The 18,511-nt window shown below is 69.4% G+C and carries 19 protein-coding genes; 13 read left to right on the forward strand and 6 right to left on the reverse strand.

The annotated features are described in order from the left end of the window. Window positions 1-109: 109 nt before the first annotated feature. Window positions 110-1,099 carry a LacI family DNA-binding transcriptional regulator gene (locus ASC61_RS18105; RefSeq protein ID WP_056215906.1) on the forward strand — a complete coding sequence of 330 codons (990 nt, stop codon included), beginning with the start codon at window positions 110-112 and terminating at the stop codon, window positions 1,097-1,099. A gap of 54 nt (window positions 1,100-1,153) precedes the next feature. Then, complete coding sequence (locus ASC61_RS18110) at window positions 1,154-2,011, forward strand: hypothetical protein (RefSeq protein WP_056214468.1); 858 nt, start codon at window positions 1,154-1,156, stop codon at window positions 2,009-2,011. Window positions 2,012-2,014: 3 nt separating this feature from the next. On the opposite strand, the gene ASC61_RS18115 is transcribed toward ASC61_RS18110, so the two are convergent. After that, the gene (locus ASC61_RS18115) at window positions 2,015-2,926 is read right to left on the reverse strand and encodes a YihY/virulence factor BrkB family protein (protein ID WP_082530755.1); all 912 of its coding nucleotides are present in this window, start codon (window positions 2,924-2,926) and stop codon (window positions 2,015-2,017) included. Window positions 2,927-2,943: 17 nt separating this feature from the next. On the opposite strand from ASC61_RS18115, the gene ASC61_RS18120 reads away from it, so the two are divergent. The 4 genes from ASC61_RS18120 (at window position 2,944) to ASC61_RS18135 (ending at window position 8,167) form a co-directional block, all read left to right on the forward strand. Beyond that, window positions 2,944-4,593: an acyl-CoA dehydrogenase family protein gene (locus ASC61_RS18120; RefSeq protein WP_056214470.1), complete on the forward strand. Its 1,650-nt coding sequence runs from the start codon at window positions 2,944-2,946 to the stop codon at window positions 4,591-4,593. Then, window positions 4,594-5,217 carry a hypothetical protein gene (locus ASC61_RS18125; RefSeq protein WP_056214473.1) on the forward strand — a complete coding sequence of 208 codons (624 nt, stop codon included), beginning with the start codon at window positions 4,594-4,596 and terminating at the stop codon, window positions 5,215-5,217. It abuts the gene before it with no gap. Window positions 5,218-5,529: 312 nt separating this feature from the next. Next, a complete protein-coding gene (locus ASC61_RS18130) occupies window positions 5,530-7,215 on the forward strand; it encodes a nitrite/sulfite reductase (RefSeq protein WP_056214476.1) in 1,686 nt (561 codons plus the stop codon). A gap of 193 nt (window positions 7,216-7,408) precedes the next feature. Beyond that, window positions 7,409-8,167: a sirohydrochlorin chelatase gene (locus tag ASC61_RS18135; protein ID WP_056214478.1), complete on the forward strand. Its 759-nt coding sequence runs from the start codon at window positions 7,409-7,411 to the stop codon at window positions 8,165-8,167. Between the two features lie 21 nt (window positions 8,168-8,188). On the opposite strand, the gene ASC61_RS18140 is transcribed toward ASC61_RS18135, so the two are convergent. Further along, window positions 8,189-9,028 carry a PPK2 family polyphosphate kinase gene (locus tag ASC61_RS18140; RefSeq protein ID WP_200935481.1) on the reverse strand — a complete coding sequence of 280 codons (840 nt, stop codon included), beginning with the start codon at window positions 9,026-9,028 and terminating at the stop codon, window positions 8,189-8,191. Between the two features lie 86 nt (window positions 9,029-9,114). On the opposite strand from ASC61_RS18140, the gene ASC61_RS18145 reads away from it, so the two are divergent. The 3 genes from ASC61_RS18145 to ASC61_RS18155 are packed head-to-tail and all read left to right on the forward strand — an operon-like array spanning window position 9,115 to window position 10,724. After that, the gene (locus ASC61_RS18145) at window positions 9,115-9,606 is read left to right on the forward strand and encodes a hypothetical protein (protein ID WP_056214482.1); all 492 of its coding nucleotides are present in this window, start codon (window positions 9,115-9,117) and stop codon (window positions 9,604-9,606) included. A gap of 27 nt (window positions 9,607-9,633) precedes the next feature. Next, entirely contained in the window at window positions 9,634-10,041 is a 408-nt protein-coding gene (gene msrB, locus ASC61_RS18150; RefSeq protein ID WP_056214485.1) for a peptide-methionine (R)-S-oxide reductase MsrB, read from the forward strand. Window positions 10,042-10,094: 53 nt separating this feature from the next. Continuing rightward, window positions 10,095-10,724, forward strand: a complete 630-nt coding sequence (locus ASC61_RS18155) for a hypothetical protein (RefSeq protein WP_056214487.1) — start codon at window positions 10,095-10,097, stop codon at window positions 10,722-10,724. Here ASC61_RS18155 and hemQ read toward each other — a convergent pair whose 3' ends face one another. Genes hemQ through hemE form a run of 3 tightly spaced genes read right to left on the reverse strand, consistent with a single transcriptional unit; the run spans window position 10,725 to window position 13,802 of the window. Continuing rightward, window positions 10,725-11,435: a hydrogen peroxide-dependent heme synthase gene (gene hemQ, locus ASC61_RS18160; protein WP_056214490.1), complete on the reverse strand. Its 711-nt coding sequence runs from the start codon at window positions 11,433-11,435 to the stop codon at window positions 10,725-10,727. Then, entirely contained in the window at window positions 11,432-12,760 is a 1,329-nt protein-coding gene (hemG, locus tag ASC61_RS18165; protein WP_056214493.1) for a protoporphyrinogen oxidase, read from the reverse strand. Before hemG ends, hemQ begins: the two co-directional genes overlap by 4 nt. 1 nt (window position 12,761) lies before the next feature. Beyond that, window positions 12,762-13,802, reverse strand: a complete 1,041-nt coding sequence (hemE, locus tag ASC61_RS18170; RefSeq protein WP_082530757.1) for a uroporphyrinogen decarboxylase — start codon at window positions 13,800-13,802, stop codon at window positions 12,762-12,764. Window positions 13,803-13,906: 104 nt separating this feature from the next. Here hemE and ASC61_RS18175 point away from each other — a divergent pair, with 104 nt between their 5' ends. The 4 genes from ASC61_RS18175 (at window position 13,907) to ASC61_RS18190 (ending at window position 17,357) form a co-directional block, all read left to right on the forward strand. Further along, window positions 13,907-14,500: a DUF3000 domain-containing protein gene (locus tag ASC61_RS18175; protein WP_056214497.1), complete on the forward strand. Its 594-nt coding sequence runs from the start codon at window positions 13,907-13,909 to the stop codon at window positions 14,498-14,500. After that, window positions 14,497-15,774, forward strand: coding sequence for an HRDC domain-containing protein (locus tag ASC61_RS18180; protein ID WP_056214499.1), 1,278 nt, complete (start codon window positions 14,497-14,499; stop codon window positions 15,772-15,774). Before ASC61_RS18175 ends, ASC61_RS18180 begins: the two co-directional genes overlap by 4 nt. A gap of 58 nt (window positions 15,775-15,832) precedes the next feature. Then, window positions 15,833-16,699, forward strand: coding sequence for an iron uptake transporter permease EfeU (efeU, locus tag ASC61_RS18185; protein WP_056214502.1), 867 nt, complete (start codon window positions 15,833-15,835; stop codon window positions 16,697-16,699). Window positions 16,700-16,760: 61 nt separating this feature from the next. Beyond that, entirely contained in the window at window positions 16,761-17,357 is a 597-nt protein-coding gene (locus ASC61_RS18190; RefSeq protein WP_056214505.1) for a hypothetical protein, read from the forward strand. 158 nt (window positions 17,358-17,515) lie between these two features. Here the strand turns inward: ASC61_RS18190 and ASC61_RS18195 are convergent, their stop codons facing one another. Beyond that, the gene (locus tag ASC61_RS18195) at window positions 17,516-18,487 is read right to left on the reverse strand and encodes an aldo/keto reductase (protein WP_056214507.1); all 972 of its coding nucleotides are present in this window, start codon (window positions 18,485-18,487) and stop codon (window positions 17,516-17,518) included. Window positions 18,488-18,511 lie beyond the last annotated feature (24 nt).

The raw sequence follows: 18,511 nt of genomic DNA on the forward strand, positions 1-18,511 counted from the left end.
AAACATCGTTGTGACGCGCGTTACGTTACACCCCTAGGAAGGAACGTCAAGACCTGTGAGCGAGTTAGAACCCGTCTCGAATGGCACATCCCGACCCCGGCGTGTGTCGATGGCGGACGTCGCCAAGCTGGCCGGCGTCTCCTCACAAACGGTGTCACGCGTGTCCAACGGGCACCCCGGGGTCATCCCTGCCACGCGCGAGCTCGTGCAGGCTGCGATGCGAGAGCTCGGCTACCGGCCCAACAGCGCCGCACGCGCCCTGAAGTGGGGCAGCTTCCACACGATCGGCGTGATCCTGTTCTCGCTGGCCAACGTCGGCAACAGCAAGACCTTGGAGGGCATCGCCGCCGAGGCAACCGCGCGCGGCTACGGCATCACGCTCATCCCCGTGGCGATGCCGACCGAGGCGGCGGTGATCGGGGCGTTCGGCCGGCTCGAGGAGCTCGCCGTCGACGCGGTCATCGTGATCATGGAGATCCACCTCCTCGACGCCGCCACCGTCGGCCTGCCGCCCGGCGCGCCCGTCGTGGTCGTGGACTCCAACGCCGGCGACCGCTATCCCGTCGTCGACACCGACCAGTCAACCGGCGGCCGGCTCGCCGTCGAGCACCTGCTGTCGCTGGGCCACGAGACCGTCTGGCACGTTGCCGGCCCCGAGGAGTCGTTCGCCAGCGAGCGCCGTCTGGCCGCTTGGCGAGAGACCCTCGAGGCGGCTGGCCGGCCGGTCCCCGACATCCTGCGTGGCGACTGGTCCGCCGAGAGCGGATACGCCGCGGGGCAGCAGCTGCTCCAGGATGAGTCGGTCACCGCGGTGTTCGTCGCTAACGACCAGATGGCGCTCGGCCTGATGAACGCCCTGCACGAGGGCGGGCGGCGCGTGCCCGAGGACGTCTCGGTGGTCGGGTTCGACGACCTGCCGGACTCCGCCGCCTACCTGCCACCGCTGACGACGATCCATCAGGACTTCGCCGAGGTGGGCCGGCTGTGCGTGGCCGACGCGCTCGACCAGGTGGAGAACGGCGTCAGCGAACCCGGCGTGACCCTCGTGCCCACGCGCCTCGTCGTCCGTCAGAGCACGGCTGCTCCTCGTCAGGACTGAAACCAGAGGGCATACCGGGGACACTGAACCTCTCCTGGGTCTACCGTTCGCCGTATGGCCATCGATGAACCGCTGCGCGAGGAGGAGAGCCTGCTCCTCGACGAGCTGACCTCACGGCTCGACTCGCTGCGGCTGTTCCGCGAGCACGACGAGACCGAGGCCAACGCCGTGCTCGAGAAGTTCGGCAGCTCCGGCGTCATCGAGGACCAGATGCTTCAGGAGCTCAGCAGCCGCCAGCCGCTCAAGCATCCGGCCCGCTTCGACGAGGCCCATCGCCGCGCGATGCGTGCGCTCGAGGTGTTCGACCGCAACGGCGCTCGTCAGCCGTCGGCGCTGAAGGTGCCGCGCCTCATCAAGCCGGTCGCCAACAAGGTCGTCCAGCTCCTGATCACGGCGATCGTGCGGAGCCACCAGAAGCGGCTGGTCAAGGACCTCCGACAGCTCTATGCCCTGCGCGAGGCCAACAGCCCCGTCGGCTCTGACGACTACCAGCTGCTGGCGACCGCCCGGATCCAGGTCGACACGATCACCAACGACCTCAACAAGTCCTCGCTCCCCCTCCCGGCATTCCTCGTCGGCGGTGCGGCGATCTCCGGGCTCCTCTCGGTGATCAAGAACAGCCTGACGGGCGACACATGGGCGCAGTACACGTTCGCGGCGGCGTTCTTCGTGATCGGGCTCGGCATGTTCTGGTGCATCCTCCGCGCCGCCGGGATCGCCCGCAGTCGTACGCGGATCGCGCTCGACGCGTCGTTCAAGGCGCTCTGGGAGGTCATCGGCGACGCCGGCAACCCACCTCGCGACCGGGCCAAGCTGTTCGCCACGATCGCCTCGATCCTGCTGGTGCTCGTGTGGATCATCGTGCCGACCGTCGTGGCGTGGGCCGCGGTCAACCCGCTCGACAAGCTCTGACCGTCAGGCCGGTTCGGGCGGGAGCACGGGGTGGCGGTGCCCCCACCAGCCCATCTCCTCGAGCCCTTCCTCGACGGCGGCGTTGATCGCAGCGCCGATGAGTACCGCGATCGACAGGACGTACAACCACAGGAGCACCGCGATGGGCGCCGCGAGCGGACCGTAGATCGAGGTGCCACCCGTCGAGAAGCCCAGCGCCCAGCGGACGAAATAGCTGCCGAACACCCACAGGAACAGCGTGAAGACGGCACCCGGCAGCCCGTGCCGCCAGCGCTTCTTGACCGGCACCGCAAGGTGGTAGAGCGTCGTGAGGAATCCGACGGACAGGATCAGGATCGCCGGCCAGTAGACGAAGCGCAGGAACGCCCACCGGTCCGACAACAGGTCGGCCGCGACCTGCGGGCCGGCCAGCACGAGTGGCACCAGCACGATCCCGACGAGCAGAGCGACGATGTAGAGCACGAACGACAGCGCCCGCGTCTTGACGATGCCGCGGTGCCCGCCGAGGCCGTAGATGATCGAGATCGTGTCGATGAAGACGTTGAGGGCCCTGGAGCCGGACCACAGGGCGAGGACGAACCCGATCGAGATCACGTCGATGCGCCCACCGCCGAGCACGTCGTTGAGCGTCGGGGTGATGACCTTCTCGACCGTGTCCGGCGTCAACGCCTGCGAGGCGAGGTCGATGACCCGGTCCCTCAGCACCTCGACCTTGGCGACCTCGTAGCGCTCGGCGATGAACCCGATCGTGCCGGCGAGGCCGAAGACCAGCGGCGGCAGCGACAGGATCGCGAAGAAGGCGGCCTCGGCAGCGAGGCCTGTCACGCGGTAGCGGAAGCAGCTGCTGACGGTGCGGGCGACGAGCTTCTTGCCTGCTTCGGGGATCGCCGGTCGGCCTACCGGTTCAACCGCCATGGCTCTACCGTAGCGACATGGATCCCCTGCAGCGTGCACCTTCGAACCAGGCGACTCCACTGGTCGGATACAACGTCGCGATGGCCGACAACGCTCTCCTCGACGCCGTGAGGGCATTTGGCGGCGACCACAGCTCCGAGATCGTCGAGACCCTGACCCCGCTCGGCAGCCTGGCCGGGTCCGCCGAGGCCCGTGAGCACTGGCACCTGGCCAACGAGAACGAACCCGTCCTGCGCACGGCCGACCGCTACGGCAACCGCATCGACGAGATCGAGTTCCATCCCTCCTGGCACTGGCTGATGACGCAGGGTGTCGGCTTCGGCCTCACCGCCGAGCCGTGGGTGTCGCAGAGCCCCGTCGCGCACCTGCAGCGTGCCGCCGGGTTCTTCGCATGGGGCCAGACCGAGCAGGGCCACATGTGCCCGATCACCATGACGTACGCCGTCGTGCCCGCTCTGCGCGCCGACGACGCGCTCGCCAAGCAGTGGACGACGGGCCTGGCGTCCAGGACGTACGACTTCGGTCTCCGGCTCCCAGAGCAGAAGGCCGGGTTGCTGGCCGGCATGGGGATGACCGAGAAGCAGGGCGGCTCGGACCTGCGCACCAACACCACCGTCGCGGTGCCGACCGAGACGCACGGCGAGTACCTCGTCACTGGGCACAAGTGGTTCACGTCGGCGCCGATGAACGACGTGTTCCTCGTGCTGGCGCAGGCGCCCGAGGGCATGACGTGCTTCGTGGTGCCGCGCGTACGCCCCGACGGCACCCGCAACGCCCTGTCGATCGTGCGGCTCAAGGACAAGCTCGGCAACCGGTCCAACGCCTCGAGCGAGCTGGAGTTCAACGACGCGTTCGCCGTGCGCCTCGGCGACGAGGGCCGCGGCATCCGCACGATCATCGAGATGGTGTCGGCGACGCGGATGGACTGCATCCTCGGCTCGGCCGGCATCATGCGCAAGGCACTGGCCGAGGCAGCGTGGCACGCGTCGCAGCGCGCAGCGTTCGGCGCGACCTTGGCCGACCAGCCCGCGATGACCAACGTGCTCGCCGACCTGGCAGTCGAGAGCGAGGCGGCCACGCTCGTCGCGCTGCGCCTCGCCAGCGCGGTCGACCACCTCAACGACCCCCACGAGCAGGCGTTGCGCCGCATCGGCCTGGCGCTCGAGAAGTTCTGGGTCTGCAAGCGCACCCCGTTCATGGTCGCCGAGGCGTTGGAGTGCCTCGGTGGCAACGGGTACGTCGAGGAGTCGGGCATGCCGCTGCTGTTCCGCGAGTCGCCGCTCAACTCGATCTGGGAAGGCAGCGGCAACGTCAACGCGCTCGACGTGCTGCGCGCGCTGGGTCGCGAGCCGGAGAGCCTCGACGCCTGGATCACCGAGGTCGGTTCCGTACGCGGTGAGGATGCCCGGCTCGATGCCGTCGTCGACGAGGTGCTGACCGAGCTGGCCGACCTGACTGACGTCGAGGTGCGGGCGCGGCGCATCGCCGGCCGCATGGCCGTTGCCCTCCAGGGCACGGTCCTCATCAAGCACGGCGACCCGGCCGTCGCCGACGCGTTCTGCGCCTCACGCCTCGCCGGCGACTGGGGCGGCACGTTCGGGACGCTCCCCCGCGGGCTCGACCTCGCGGGCATCGTCGCCCGTGCCACCCCTCACCTGGAGAACTGAATGCGTCTTCTGTCCATGGGGGCGCTGCTGTCGGCGCTCCTGACGCTCGTTGCCGCCCTGGCCCTGCGCGCCGCCGACGCCACCCTCGCGGTGGCAGCCGTCGCGGCGGTGGCGATCCTGTTCACCTGGTACGCCCAGCTGCACTCCACCGACGAGCGGTCGACGCTCGGCCTCGCCAACCCCGCAGCGGTCCTGACACTCGCGGTCGTGGGCCGGCGGCCGTGGGCGACGATCCTGCCCGCCCTCGCGGCCCACACGGTCGGTGCCGTGCTGGGTGGACTCGCTGCCCTCGGGCTCGACGACCGGCTCGGCGACACGCTGGTCTTCACGCAGCCAGGGCTTGTCGTCACCGCCGTGGGAGCAGCCGTCGTCGGGCTCATCGGGGCGTGGACCACGCTCAGCATCGACGGTGGCGGACCCGAGGCCCTGTCAGGCATACCGGCCGTCGTGGGCGGTGCCGTCCTGCCACTGGGTCTGTTCACGGTGTTCCAGCCTGCCGCGGTGATCGGTCTGGCGACCGCCGACCTGGTGCCGTGGGACGTCGCCCTCGTGGCCGCCGGGACGACCCTCGTGGCGTCGATCGTTGGTGCGTACGCCGTCACCGCCCTCGTCCCATCCGAGTGACCCAGCCCACAACGGGGCCCACTTCCACGCTCAACTGCCGCGTGCCATCTCGACATTTGGATAGCCGTCCCACATACTAAGACCCGTGCTTGTCGCGACGCTCAGCGCGCCGCCACACTGTTTCCATGCTTGCTGCGCAGACCCTCTGGCTCGTGGGACGACTTCACGTCGACCTCGGTCGCGCCCGCAACATGATGTGTCGTTGATCAACGCGCGACCTCTGCTCTGATTTCGATCAATCCAGGCGTGCGGCGACCATCATCGTGACGCAAGCGTCCTGATCGCCGTGTGCCCTGCCTCCAAGGGACGTTCATGGCTTCAGCACCCGGTACCGACACACCAGCCCGTCGGCCGCGCCCCAAGCGCGGCGAGGGCCAGTGGGCTTTGGGCTACCGCGAGCCGCTGAACGCCAACGAGCAGTCCAAGAAGGACGACAACCCGCTCAACGTCCGCGCCCGCATCGAGAACATCTACGCACACCGCGGCTTCGAGTCGATCGATCCCGGCGACATGCGCGGCCGGTTCCGTTGGTGGGGCCTCTACACGCAGCGCAAGCCCGGCATCGACGGCGGCAAGACCGCGACGCTCGAGCCCGAAGAGCTCGACGACACGTACTTCATGCTCCGCGTACGCATCGACGGCGGCCAGCTCAACCTCGAGCAGCTGCGCACGGTCGCCGACCTCTCGGTCGAGTACGCCCGCGACTCCGCGGACCTCACGGACCGCCAGAACGTGCAGTACCACTGGATCGACATCCGCGACGTCCCGACGATCTGGAACCGCCTCGAGGCGGTCGGCCTGTCGACGCAGGAAGCGTGCGGCGACTGCCCCCGCGTCATCCTCGGCAGCCCCGTCGCCGGTGTCTCCGAGGACGAGATCATCGACGGCACGTCCGCGATCGAGGCGATCGAGAGCCAGTTCATCGGGGACAAGGAGTTCTCCAACCTCCCCCGCAAGTTCAAGACCGCGATCAGCGGCCACCCGGGCCACGACGTCGTGCCGCAGATCAACGACATCGCGTTCGCCGGCGCGGTGCACCCCGAGCACGGCCCGGGCTTCGACCTGTGGGTCGGCGGCGGGCTGTCGACCAACCCCATGCTCGCCCAGCGGCTCGGCGTGTGGGTCCCGCTCGACGAGGTGCCCGAGGTCTGGAAGGGCGTCACCAGCATCTTCCGCGACTACGGCTACCGCCGCCTGCGCACGCGCGCGCGGCTGAAGTTCCTCATCGCCGACTGGGGCGTCGAGAAGTTCCGTGAGGTGCTCGAGACGGAGTACCTCGGACGTACGCTCGTCGATCTCGACGCGCCGGAGGCCCCTGAGACCCCGGCCGACCACGTCGGCGTGTTCCGCCAGAACGACGGGAAGTTCTTCGTCGGCGCCGCCGCGACCGTCGGACGCATCTCCGGGACCCTCCTGCACCAGGTCGCCGACATCGTCGAGGCACACGGCAGTGACCGCGTACGCACGACGCCGATGCAGAAGCTGCTCGTGCTCGATGTCGACGAGGACAAGGTCGAGTCGCTCGTGGCGGCGCTCGCCGAGATCGGCCTCGACGCACGTCCGTCCCAGTGGCGCCGCAACACGATGGCGTGCACCGGCATCGAGTACTGCAAGCTCGCGATCGTCAACACCAAGGACCGTGCCAAGGACCTGATCGGCGAGCTCGAGCAACGCGTGCCCGAGCTCGACACACCGATCACGGTCAACGTCAACGGCTGCCCCAACTCGTGCGCCCGCATCCAGACCGCCGACATCGGCCTCAAGGGCATGCTCGTGATGGACGAGGCCGGCAACCAGGTCGAGGGCTTCCAGGTGCACCTCGGTGGCGCGCTCGGGCTCGAGGCCGGATTCGGCCGCAAGCTGCGCGCGCACAAGGTCATCGGCGATCACCTCCCCGACTACATCGAGAAGCTCTCGCGGACGTACCTCGAGCAGCGTGAGGACGCCGAGTCCTTCGCCCGCTGGGTCGCTCGCGCCGACGAGGAGGTCCTCAGATGACCGCCCGTGCCGTGCCGTTCCACTGCCCCTATTGCGCCGACGAGGACCTGCGTCCCCATGGCGACACGCACGGCGAGTGGGAGTGCCGATCGTGTCTGAGGGCGTTTCGCCTCGGCTTCATCGGCCAGCTCTCCCCCAGCAACCTGACCACCCACGACTCACCCACAGCACCATCTCGAAAGGAGGATGCATCATGACCGCACCAGCACTCATTGCTCTTGCGCACGGCAGCCGCGACCCGCGTTCTGCCGAGACCATCACAGCCCTTACGGAGTTGGTCGCATGCATGCGTCCTGACCTCCGCGTGGAGCCTGCGTTCCTCGACCTCGCCGAGCCCGACTTCGACCGCGTCGTCGACCAGCTCGTCGCCGAGGGATTCCAGGAGATCGTCGTCGTCCCGCTGCTGCTGACCGAGGCGTTCCACGCCAACGTCGACGTGCCGCAGGTGATCAAAGGCGCCCTGGCGCGCCACGACGGCATCAAGATCGAGGCGACCAAGGTCCTCGGCATCGAGAACGCGTTCTTCCACGTGCTCGACAAGCGGCTCCGCGAGGCCTTGTCGAAGAACCGCGTGCGCGAGCTCGACGCCCTCGTCCTGGCTGGTGCCGGCTCGTCCGACCCGATCGCCAACGCGGCGATCTCCCGGGCGGCCCGCGCGTGGGGTGCGCACCACAAGCTGCCCACGATCGCCGCGTTCGCCTCGGCGGTCCCGCCCGCCGCAGGTGAGGCGGTGCGTACGCATCGCGCCGACGGCCGCCGTCACATCGCGGTCGGTCAGCTCTTCCTCGCGCCGGGCGTCCTGCCCGACCGCGTCGCCGAGCTGGCCTACGAGGCCGGTGCTGTGGCCGTCGCCGAGCCCTTGGGCGTCGACGTCGAGGTGGCCCGGGTCATCCTGGCCCGCTACGCCGTCGGTGCCGTCGACCTGGTTCCGTTCGAGGCGCTGTTCGCCTAGGCAACACCGAGAAGGCCCGGCTCACATCCCTGCGAGCCGGGCCCTCTCGGCTTCGACGTCGTAGTCGGCCCGGGGCCAGCCGAGGTCGAGGCTGCGCAGCTGCTCCAGCAGCAGGGTCGCGACCGCCCAGTTGCGGTACCACTTGCGGCCGCTCGGCACGAGGTGCCACGGCGCGTGATCGGTCGAGCACCGCTCGAGCGCCACGGCGTACGCGTGCTGGTAGTCGTCCCAGAGCATGCGCTCGTCGAGATCCCCGGGGTTGTACTTCCAGTGCTTCGTCGGGTCGTCGAGGCGCGCAGCGAGCCGCTCCTTCTGGTCGTCCCGGGTGATGTGCAGGAAGCACTTGACGAGGACTCCGCCGGAGTCGGTGAACGCCTTCTCGAAGTCGTTGATCGCACCGTAGCGTCGCTCGAGCTCGTCGGGCGTCGCCAGCTGGCGCACCCGGCCGATCAGGACGTCCTCGTAGTGCGAGCGGTCGAAGACGCCGATCTCGCCGGGCTCCGGCAGCCGGCTCTCGACTCGCCACAGGAAGTCGTGCTCGAGCTCCTCCGGGGTGGGCTTCTTGAACGAGGTGATCGCGAGTCCCTGGGGGTCGACGAGACCAGCCACGTGGCGGATGATGCCGCCCTTGCCGGACGTGTCCATGCCCTGCAGGACGACGAGCACGCGGGTCTGGCTCGCGCCGGATCGTCCGCCGGCGAACAGCCTCTCCTGCAGGTCGCTGAGCTCCTCGCCCAACGCGGCCAGCTGCTTCTTGGCGTCGGCCTTCTTGCCGTCGAACCCCGTCGTCGCGCGCGAGTCGTACGTCGAGAGGTCCACCGGCGCGGTCACCCTGAGCAGCGCATCCAACGACTTGGCCATGGCCGAAGTATGCCCGAACATGGATCCTGTCGCGGGCGGCCGGGACGCTCCACCGTAAGGTGAAGCCGACGAAGGGATCACGACACATGTATGACGTTGCTCTGCTCATCGAGCGCCAGCTCAACGACCTCGATGCCGACCAGATCATCGCCCTCCACGAGGGGCTCGACGACACGGTCCGCTATCACCTCCTGCTCCCGGTCGAGAGCTCGAACGCGATCCTGACGTCATCGATGAGCGCTCTCGGCTCGGGCCAGATCGTGCCGATCGGCGAGACCGACGCGATCGAGGACGTGCAGGACGAGATCGTCAAGGCCGGGCAGTCCGAGCTCGACGCCAGCGCCGCGCTGCTCACCGACCGCGGCCAGCAGGTCTCCGCGTTGCTGACCGAGGACGACCCGATCGATGCGCTCGTCCAGCTCGTCAAGGACACGGGCTCGTCGGAGGCCATCATCCTCACCGAGCCCCACATCGTGCAGGAGTTCCTGCGGATCGACTGGACGGCCCGCGCGCAGCGCAAGCTCGACGTGCCGAGCGTCCACCTCCTCGAGCACGTTCCGTTCGACGCCCAGCGTTGAGCGTGCGTCACGTCGTAGGCTGAACGCATGACGTACGACGTGGAGAAGACCGAGGAAGAGTGGAAGGCCGAGCTCAGCCCCGAGGAGTACCAGGTCTTGCGCAAGCAGGGCACCGAGCGGCCGTTCAGCTCGTCCTACGAGACCGACCCGACGGTCGGGGTCTACGCGTGCCGTGCCTGCGGCGCCGAGCTGTTCCGCAGCGAGACCAAGTTCGACGCGCACTGCGGGTGGCCGGCGTTCTATGCTCCGCTCGCCGAGGACCGCGTCCAGTACATCGAGGACCGCTCGGTCTTCGGCGGCGTACGCACCGAGGTCCGCTGCTCGCGCTGCGGCTCACACCTCGGCCACGTGTTCGAGGGCGAAGGGTTCCCGACGCCCACTGACCAGCGGTTCTGCATCAACGGCGTCGCGCTGACGCTGCAGCCCGACGCCTGACGCATTCCCGCGTTCGCGCCCGAGAGAGACACCCCGTCCCCTAGCGTGGGCGCATGCGCTCACGCCTGCTCTTCCTCGCCATCGGCCTCGTCGTGGGCGTGGCCCTCACCGCTGGCGCCACCTGGGCCAACGGGTTCCGCACTCAGGCGTCCACCCGCGTGTCCACGGATGGCTCGTCCTTCGTCGGGCTCGTCTCGGACGCGGCGCCTGAGGCGACGTACACCTTCGCCGCAGCGCGGGTCTGCAAGAAGGGCCCAGCCCAGGTGAAGATCACCCACGTGCGCATCGGCAAGACGATCAACGCAGTCAAGCTCGTGGACTTCGCGGTGGCTCCTGCCGCTGCCACGAGTCACCGCGTCAGGGGCGACATCGCGGCCTACCTGAAGGAGATCGACCCACCCCTGATCTCACCGCCGACCCGGACGTTGTCGACGCGATGCAGTCCGCAGCACAACGACCTGCGCGACGTCATCGTCGAGCTGCGGCTTCCCGACCGGGCTCACCTGCCGGCGGCGGCCGTCGACTTCGTGATCGACTACACGGTGCGCGGCCACTCGAAGAGCTTCAGGAGCGGCACCGGGATCACCTTCTGCGTCGGCGAAGATGCCGACAAGCAGTTCGACCAGCGATTCGACGATGACCAGGGCAACGACTTGATCGCACCCTGCACGGACTCGGACTAGCTACGGCCAGAGCTCGGTGAGCTCGGTGACCGAGTGCGCGCGGCCGGTGTAGAACGGGACTTCCTCGCGTACGTGCCGGCGGGCGCGGCTGGCCCGCAGCTCACGCATGAGGTCGACGATGCGGTGCAGCTCGTCGGCCTCGAACGCGAGGATCCACTCGTAGTCGCCGAGGGCGAACGACGCGACGGTGTTGGCGCGTACGTCGGGGTAGTCGCGCGCCTGCATGCCGTGCTCGCGCAACATGTCGCGGCGCTCCTCCTCGGGCAGGAGATACCACTCGTACGACCGCACGAACGGATAGACGCAGACGTAGGGGTGCGTCTCCTCCTCGGCCATGAAGGCCGGAATGTGCGAGCGGTTGAACTCCGCGGGCCGGTGCAGCGCGAGCTGCGACCAGACCGGCGCCATGTGCGAGCCGAGCTCGGTGCGGCGGAACGCGTTGTAGGCCACCTGCAGGGCGTCGCTCGTCGGGGCGTGCCACCACACCATCAGGTCGGCGTCGGCCCGCAGGCCACTGACGTCGTACGTGCCGCGCACGACGACGTCGTCGGCGGCGAGCTTGCCGATCAGCTCGTCGACCTCAGCAGCGAACGCGGCACGCGGTGCGTCGCCGAGCGGGCGCTCGAGACGGAACACCGACCACATCGTGTAGCGGATCGTGTCGTTGATCTCCTTGGCCAGCTTGCCCTTGTTCTCCACTCGGTCGCTCATGCCCCCATTGTCCCAGCGTCGAGGATGCGCCGCGCAGCCGCCCGGCCCGACGCGATGACGGCCGGAATGCCGACGCCGTTGTAGGCGGCTCCGCAGACCTCGAGGCCCCGCACGGCGGCGATCGAGCGCTCGACGATCGCGACCCGGTCGAGATGCCCGACGTCGTACTGCGGCAGGCCGCCACCCCAGCGCTGCACGACCTGGTCGACGGGATCGGGCAGGCTGCCGAACGCCGTGCGCAGGTCTGCCAGTGCACGGGCCGCGATGTCCCCGTCGTCGTGCTGCAGCAGCGTGGCCTCGCCGGCCCGGCCGACCGAAGCCCGGATGACCGTGCGGCCGGAGTCGGCCACCCACTCCCACTTGTTGGACGACACCGTGGCGGCCTTGATGAACGTGTGATCGACGGGCGGGACCAGGAAGCCTGAGCCGTCGAACGCCGGTGGCTCGTCGAAGACATAGGTGACGATCGCCATGCTGGCGTACTCGATCGCCGCGAGCGCGAACGCCGCGTCAGGAGCGTCGTCGGCGATCAGGCGAGCTGCCGCCGGTGCCGGTGCCGCGACCACCACGGCGTGGACGTCGAGGTGCTCCACATCGGTCGTCGGCCCCACCGAGAGCCGCCAACCATCGGACGTACGCGTGATGGCGCGCACCGTGGCGTCGAGGCGTACGTCGATGCCTGACGTCGCGGCGACCGCGGCCGGCAGCTGGCCGACTCCCCCGACGAGCCCCGCGAACACGGGCCCGGTCGCACTCGCGGCAGCGCGCGCCGTCGTGGCACCGGCGAGCAGATCGGGACCCAGCGCGGCGATCTGCGGAGTCGTCGCCCGCAGCGAGAGCGCGTCGGTGTGCCCGGCATAGACCCCTCCGAGCAGGGGCTCGACCAGACGGTCGAGCACGTCGCGGCCCAGGCGCTCGGTGACGAACGACGCGACGGAGACGTCCTCGTCAGGCACCGGTACGACCTGCGGATCGACCGTGGCGATGCCGGACGCAGTCAGGGCGTCGACGTCGGCCGGGATGCCCATCACCGACGGCGGCATGGCCCGGAGCGCTCCGTGAGTCCAGATCGAGGCCGTGATCGTACGCGGGTTGACGACCCGCTCGTCGAGGCCGACGGCGTGCACCAGGTCGAGCGCCTCGGGCCGTCGGGCCAGCATCGACTCCGCACCGAGGTCGAGCGTCAGGTCGCCGACGGAGCCGAGCTTGAGCTTGCCGCCCAAGCGGCCCGAGCCCTCCAGCACGACGACCTCCGCGCCGCCCGCGACCAGCTCGTACGCGGCGGCGAGGCCGGACATGCCGCCGCCGACGACTGCTACGCGCATGTCAGCTGCGGGGCTCGTAGGCGTGGACGAACTCGACGAGGCGCGTGAGCGCGTCGGGGTCCATCGCCGGCGTGACGCCGTGGCCGAGGTTGAAGATGTGGCCCTCCGCGGCGCGTCCGGCTTCGATGACCTCGGCAGCGCGCGCGTGCAGGAACGCGGTGGGCGCGAAGACCGCAGCCGGGTCGAGGTTGCCCTGCACCGCCTTGCCGGGGCCGATGCGGCGTACGGCCTCGTCGAGCGGCACTCGCCAGTCGACGCCGACGACGTCGGCGCCGGCATCGCCCATGGCGTGCAGCAGCTCGCCCGTGCCGACACCGAAGTGGATGCGCGGGACGTCAAGGTCGGCCACCGACGCGAGCACCGCGGCCGAGTGCGGCTTCACGTACGTCTCGTAGTCGGCCAGTGACAGGGTGCCGGCCCACGAGTCGAACAGCTGGATCGCGGAGGCGCCGGCCTCGACCTGGAGGCGCAGGAACTGACCCGCGATCGCGGCGATGCGAGCGAGCAGTGCGTGCCACAGGTCGGGCTCGGAGTACATCAGCTGCTTGGTCAACCGGTGATCGCGCGACGGACCACCTTCGACGAGGTAGGACGCGAGCGTGAACGGCGCACCGGCGAACCCGATCAGCGGCGTCGCTCCGAGCTCGCCGACCAGGGCGGTGACGGCGTCGGTGATCGGCGTGACGTCGTCGGGCTCGAGGTCGCGGAGCTGGTCGAGCTGGGCGAGCGTCCGGATCGGCTCGGCGACGACCGGCCCCGTGCCCGGGACGATGTCGAGGTCGACGCCGATCGCCTTGAGCGGCACGACGATGTCGGAGTAGAAGACCGCGGCGTCGACGCCGTAGCGCCGCACGGGCTGCATCGTGATCTCGACGACCATGTCGGTGCGGAAGCACGACTCGAGCATCGGGACGCCCTCGCGGATGGCGAGGTACTCCGGCAGCGCGCGACCGGCCTGACGCATGAACCACACCGGCGTGTGGGCGGGGCGGTCGCGACGAGCTGCCTGCAGGAAGGGACTGTCGGTCAAGGTCGCGGTCACACTGCATTGTCTCAGGTGGGCGGTGACCGGCCGAGCCGGGCAGCGACCCCGCTCGTGCGGAGTGTCGGGGCCCCGGCTGACCCCGGCACGCCTACGATCACAGTGTGGGAGCCCGTAGCGACATCGACCGCACCCCCGCGCAGTTCACCGCTGCGGTGGAGCTGATCCGGCACGCCGTCCTTCGACCAGAGGTCGTGGTCGACGAGATGCCTGCGCCCCAACGCATCGCCCCCCACGCGTTCGCGATCAGCGGCGACGTGCTCGTCGGTGACGACGAGCTGGCCACCGGCCGCTTCATCCTGTTGCACGACCCTGCCGGAAACGACGCGTGGGGCGGTACGTTCCGTTGTGTGACGTTCGCCCGCGCTGACATCGACGCCGACATGGCCGCCGATCCCGTGCTGCCCAGCGTCGGCTGGAGCTGGTTGACCGAGGCTCTCGAGGCGTACGGCAGCGGCTACACCGCCGGCAGCGGCAGCGTCACGGTCGTACGCTCTGAAGGGTTCGGCGAGATGGAGGCCGACGGCTCCGACGCCCAGATCGAGGTCCGCGCGTCCTGGACCCCACTGACCGAGGCTCCGACTCCCGGCATGGACTCGCACGCCGCGGCGTGGTCCAACCTGTTGTGCGCGATCGCCGGGCTGCCGCCACTGGCACCCGGCGTCATCCCCCTACCTCGCAGGCGTGGTGTCCGTTGACCCCTGCTGACCAGACCACCCCCGACGAGATCCCGACCGACGCCATCGCAGACGAGACGCCGGAGCCGGTCACACCGCAAGCACCGCGCCTGGAGCTCCGCGACCCGCTGCCGCCGGTCGTCGACACCCCGGAGCTGCTGCGTGACACGTGCGAACGCATCGCGGCCGGCACCGGTCCGATCGCGCTCGACGCCGAGCGGGCCTCCGGCTACCGCTACTCGCAGCGTGCCTACCTCGTGCAGGTACGCCGCGAGGGCTCCGGCACCCACCTGATCGACCCCACGGCGTTCGACAGCCTCGTGCCGCTCGACACCGCGTTCGACGGCAACGAGTGGATCCTGCACGCCGCCACGCAGGACCTCATGTGCCTCGCCGAGGTCGGCCTCTATCCCGAGTCGTTGTTCGACACCGAGCTCGCCGGGCGGCTGCTCAACCTGCCGCGCGTGGGGCTCGCCGCGCTCGTCGAGCACTACCTCGGCCTGAGCCTGGCCAAGGAGTTCTCCGCTGCAGACTGGTCGACCCGACCCCTGCCCGAGCCATGGCTCGTCTACGCCGCGCTCGACGTCGAGGTGCTGATCGAGCTCCGCGACCTGATCGACGCCGAGCTCCAGAAGGCAGGCAAGCGCGAGTGGGCCGCCGAGGAGTTCGAGGCACTGCTGTCGTTCCAGGGACCGCCCGAGCGCAAGGAGCCGTGGCGGCGTACGTCCGGCATCCACAAGGCTCGTGGCCGTCGGGCGCTGGGTCTGGTCCGCGAGATCTGGGAGACCCGCGACGCGATCGCCGAGGCCCGCGACACCACGCCGGGCCGCATCCTGCCCGACACCTCGATCCTCGAGATCGCGGTCAATCCCCCGCAGGACGCCAACGCGCTCAAGTCGATGCGCATCATGAAGAACCGCGGACCGAGGCGGTTCCTCAGCGAGTGGTACGACGCGATCGAGCGCGGACTGACGCTCGACGAGTCCGAGCTGCCGACGACCGGGCAACGCACCGACGGACCGCCGCCACCGCGCGCCTGGGCCGACAAGAACCCCGAAGCGGCCGACCGGCTCGCCCGCAGCCGCGAGGTCGTCGTCGAGCTCGCCGAGAAGCACGACCTGCCGACCGAGAACCTCATCAGTCCCCAGCTCGTACGCAACCTCGCGTGGGAGCCGCCCACCCCGATCACGGTCGACACCGTGACCGAGGCGCTCGTCGCCGACGGTGCGCGCGCGTGGCAGATCGGCCTGATCGTCGACCCGCTGACGGCGGCGCTGCGCGCTGACGGTGTGTGACGTAGTTCTTAGGTTCTCGGTGGGTTAGGTAAGCCCGACCTAAGTTACGATCGAGGATGTGTTCGCCAACCTCCTGATCGGTCTCCGCGAGGGCCTCGAAGCCAGCCTGATCGTCAGCATCCTCATCGCCTACCTCGTCAAGACCCAGCGTCGGCACGAGATCCGCTACGTGTGGATCGGGGTCGCGGCGGCGATTGCTCTCGTCGTCGCGGTCTTCACGTTCGTCACGATCGCGTTCGAGCAGCTGTCGTTCAAGGCGCAGGAGGGCGTCGGCGGCACCCTGTCGATCCTGGCCGCCGGTCTGGTGACCTGGATGATCTTCTGGATGCGCCGCACCGCTCGAGGGCTCAAGAAGGAGCTCGAGGGCGAGATGGCCTCGGCCGTGGCCCTGGGCAACGGCGCGATCGCACTCGTCGCCTTCCTCACGGTCGGACGTGAGGGTCTCGAGACCGCGGCGATCATGTGGAGCACGATCGCCAACGCGTACTCACCGCAGCCGTTCATCGGCGCGACCCTCGGCTTCCTCATCGCGATCCTGCTGGGCATCGGCATCTACCGCGGCGCGATCAAGGTCAACCTCGGCAAGTTCTTCACCGTCACCGGTTTCCTGCTGATCATCGTGGCGGCCGGCGTGCTGGCGTACGGCGTGTACGACCTGCAGGAGGCCGGTTTCCTGCCCCGCCTGACCGGCGACGTCGGCGGCATCGGCCACCTGGGCAACGCGATCTTCGACATCTCCTCCACGATCCCCAAGGACAGCTGGTACGGCACGCTGCTCAAGGGCACCGTCAACTTCCAGCCGGACCCGTCGTGGCTGCAGGGCGTCTGCTGGGCGATCTACCTCGCCGTGATCCTGCCGCTCTACCTGCGCAAGCCCAAGGTGGCGACGACACCGAGCGAATCCAAGGTCGTCCAGAGCGCCTGATCTTGGGTGCGCGCGGTTACGGTTGACGCATGACCGGAGGGATTCCGCGGGGGGCTATCGGATGAACGAGCGCGAGTTCAAGCGACCGTCGTTGCCGGGCTCTGCCCTGTTCGAGGCGCAGGCTGACGGCGCCGATCCCGCCGAGATGGCGGCCGCCGGTCACCGCATCGCCACCTTGCTGGTCCGTGGGCCCCGCTCCGGCGACGACCAGGGCCTGGTCGACCGGGTGCTGCACCTCGCCGACGAGGAGGGCCTCGGCGTCATCGCCGACCTCTGGTCGCATGCCGCCGCCGACAGCCTCGCGGGCGCGCTCTGGCGGCTCTACCTGCTGCGCACCTGGGTCTACCGCCAGCCCGAGCAGGCGGCGCGAGAGTTCGGCGCGGGCAAGGCGTACGCCCCCGTGCACGAGGTGCTCGCAGGTGTCGTGGATCCCCCGGGTCCCGAGGAGGTCATCGCGCTGGTCGACACGGTCGTACGTGGCATCGTCGGCGACGACTTCGACGTGACACTCGACCGGGCGGCAGCGTTCGCACACATCGTCGGCGTGGGACGGGCCCAGCTCGACAGCGGCGATCCGCAGAGCGCGGCGAAGCTCGTCGACACCGCGGTGCACCTGCGCCGGGCAGCTGAGCTCGAGCGTTCGTCCCGGCTGCATTGATCTGAGTCACACCCAGCGCCGAGGTGCCTTGAGTTGCGCCGCTGCTCGGTTAGGCTGGTGCACGCGTCGGGCTGTGGTAGCCCCGGGTCCCAAAATTAGCCGCTTCGAGCGGCCACGCGCCGTGAGGCGCTTCCCAGCCCGGCGCGACCCTCACCGACTCAGCGTCGAGGCGCGAACGTCGTGTAGGACTGCGCCGGACGGCCGATCTCCGACAGCTCGTCGAGGTCCTCGGCCGTCGGCGTCCACTGTCCGGCAGCCGCGTTCGCGGCGATCTGCTCCGGCTTCGTCGCCCCGGCAATGACGCTGGACACCGCAGGCTGCGCGGCGAGCCCGCCGATCGCGAGGTCGAGGACCGAGATGCCGCGCGCTTGGGCGAACGCCTCGAGTGCCTCGATGCGGTCCCAGTCTGCGGTCGCGAGGCGATCGGACTGGACCGCCAGGCGGGTGCCCGCCGGAGCGTCCTGACCGCGTCGGTACTTGCCGGTCAGCAAGCCGTACGCGAGCGGGAAGTACGGCAGCACACCCACACCCAGCCCGAGGCAGGCCGGCACGAGCTCGGTCTCCGCAGTGCGGTTGTAGAGCGAGTACTCGTTCTGCGCCGTCACGAAGCGCTCGAGCCCCTTGGTGCGCGAGATCCAGTCGGCGTCGACGGCCTGCCAGGCCTGCAGGTTGGAGCTGCCGATCGCCCGGACCTTGCCCTCCTTGACCAGCTCGGTCATCGCGCCGAGCGTGTCCTCGATCGGCGTGGAGGGGTCCGGGGTGTGCAGCTGGTAGAGGTCGATGTGGTCGGTGCCGAGCCGCTTGAGGCTCGCCTCCGCCGCCGTGCGGACGTACGCAGGGGCGCCACGGCGTCCGCCGTCGTCGCCGTTGACGCCCTGCATGTCCATGCCGAACTTGGTCGCGATGACGGCCTCGTCGCGGCGTCCCTTGAGCGCCTCGCCCAGCAGGAGCTCGCTCTGTCCGGTGCCGTACGTGTCGGCGGTGTCGAAGAAGGTGATGCCGTGCTCGAACGCGGCGTCGACGACGGCGTTGGTCTGCGCTGCGTCGATGCGGGTGCCGAACGCGTTGCATCCCACGCCGACAGTCGAGACGGTGATGTCACTGGATCCAAGGGTTCTCTGGCTCGTCATGCATCCAGCCTAGGCAGGCATTGG

This window comes from Aeromicrobium sp. Root344 (genome assembly GCF_001425755.1).
In the GTDB taxonomy this organism is placed as follows: Bacteria; Actinomycetota; Actinomycetes; order Propionibacteriales; family Nocardioidaceae; genus Aeromicrobium.

Excerpts from the sequence above, each read along its gene's own strand:
- ASC61_RS18195 (WP_056214507.1), bottom strand. The coding sequence starts at position 18,487 with ATGACGAGCCAGAGAACCCTTGGATCCAGTGACATCACCGTCTCGACT.
- msrB (WP_056214485.1), top strand. The coding sequence starts at position 9,634 with ATGACGTACGACGTGGAGAAGACCGAGGAAGAGTGGAAGGCCGAGCTC.
- ASC61_RS18105 (WP_056215906.1), top strand. The coding sequence starts at position 110 with ATGGCGGACGTCGCCAAGCTGGCCGGCGTCTCCTCACAAACGGTGTCA.
- ASC61_RS18110 (WP_056214468.1), top strand. The coding sequence starts at position 1,154 with ATGGCCATCGATGAACCGCTGCGCGAGGAGGAGAGCCTGCTCCTCGAC.
- ASC61_RS18155 (WP_056214487.1), top strand. The coding sequence starts at position 10,095 with ATGCGCTCACGCCTGCTCTTCCTCGCCATCGGCCTCGTCGTGGGCGTG.
- ASC61_RS18140 (WP_200935481.1), bottom strand. The coding sequence starts at position 9,028 with ATGGCCAAGTCGTTGGATGCGCTGCTCAGGGTGACCGCGCCGGTGGAC.
- ASC61_RS18135 (WP_056214478.1), top strand. The coding sequence starts at position 7,409 with ATGACCGCACCAGCACTCATTGCTCTTGCGCACGGCAGCCGCGACCCG.
- ASC61_RS18190 (WP_056214505.1), top strand. The coding sequence starts at position 16,761 with ATGAACGAGCGCGAGTTCAAGCGACCGTCGTTGCCGGGCTCTGCCCTG.
- ASC61_RS18120 (WP_056214470.1), top strand. The coding sequence starts at position 2,944 with ATGGATCCCCTGCAGCGTGCACCTTCGAACCAGGCGACTCCACTGGTC.
- ASC61_RS18115 (WP_082530755.1), bottom strand. The coding sequence starts at position 2,926 with ATGGCGGTTGAACCGGTAGGCCGACCGGCGATCCCCGAAGCAGGCAAG.
- ASC61_RS18125 (WP_056214473.1), top strand. The coding sequence starts at position 4,594 with ATGCGTCTTCTGTCCATGGGGGCGCTGCTGTCGGCGCTCCTGACGCTC.
- hemG (WP_056214493.1), bottom strand. The coding sequence starts at position 12,760 with ATGCGCGTAGCAGTCGTCGGCGGCGGCATGTCCGGCCTCGCCGCCGCG.
- ASC61_RS18145 (WP_056214482.1), top strand. The coding sequence starts at position 9,115 with ATGTATGACGTTGCTCTGCTCATCGAGCGCCAGCTCAACGACCTCGAT.
- hemQ (WP_056214490.1), bottom strand. The coding sequence starts at position 11,435 with ATGAGCGACCGAGTGGAGAACAAGGGCAAGCTGGCCAAGGAGATCAAC.
- ASC61_RS18130 (WP_056214476.1), top strand. The coding sequence starts at position 5,530 with ATGGCTTCAGCACCCGGTACCGACACACCAGCCCGTCGGCCGCGCCCC.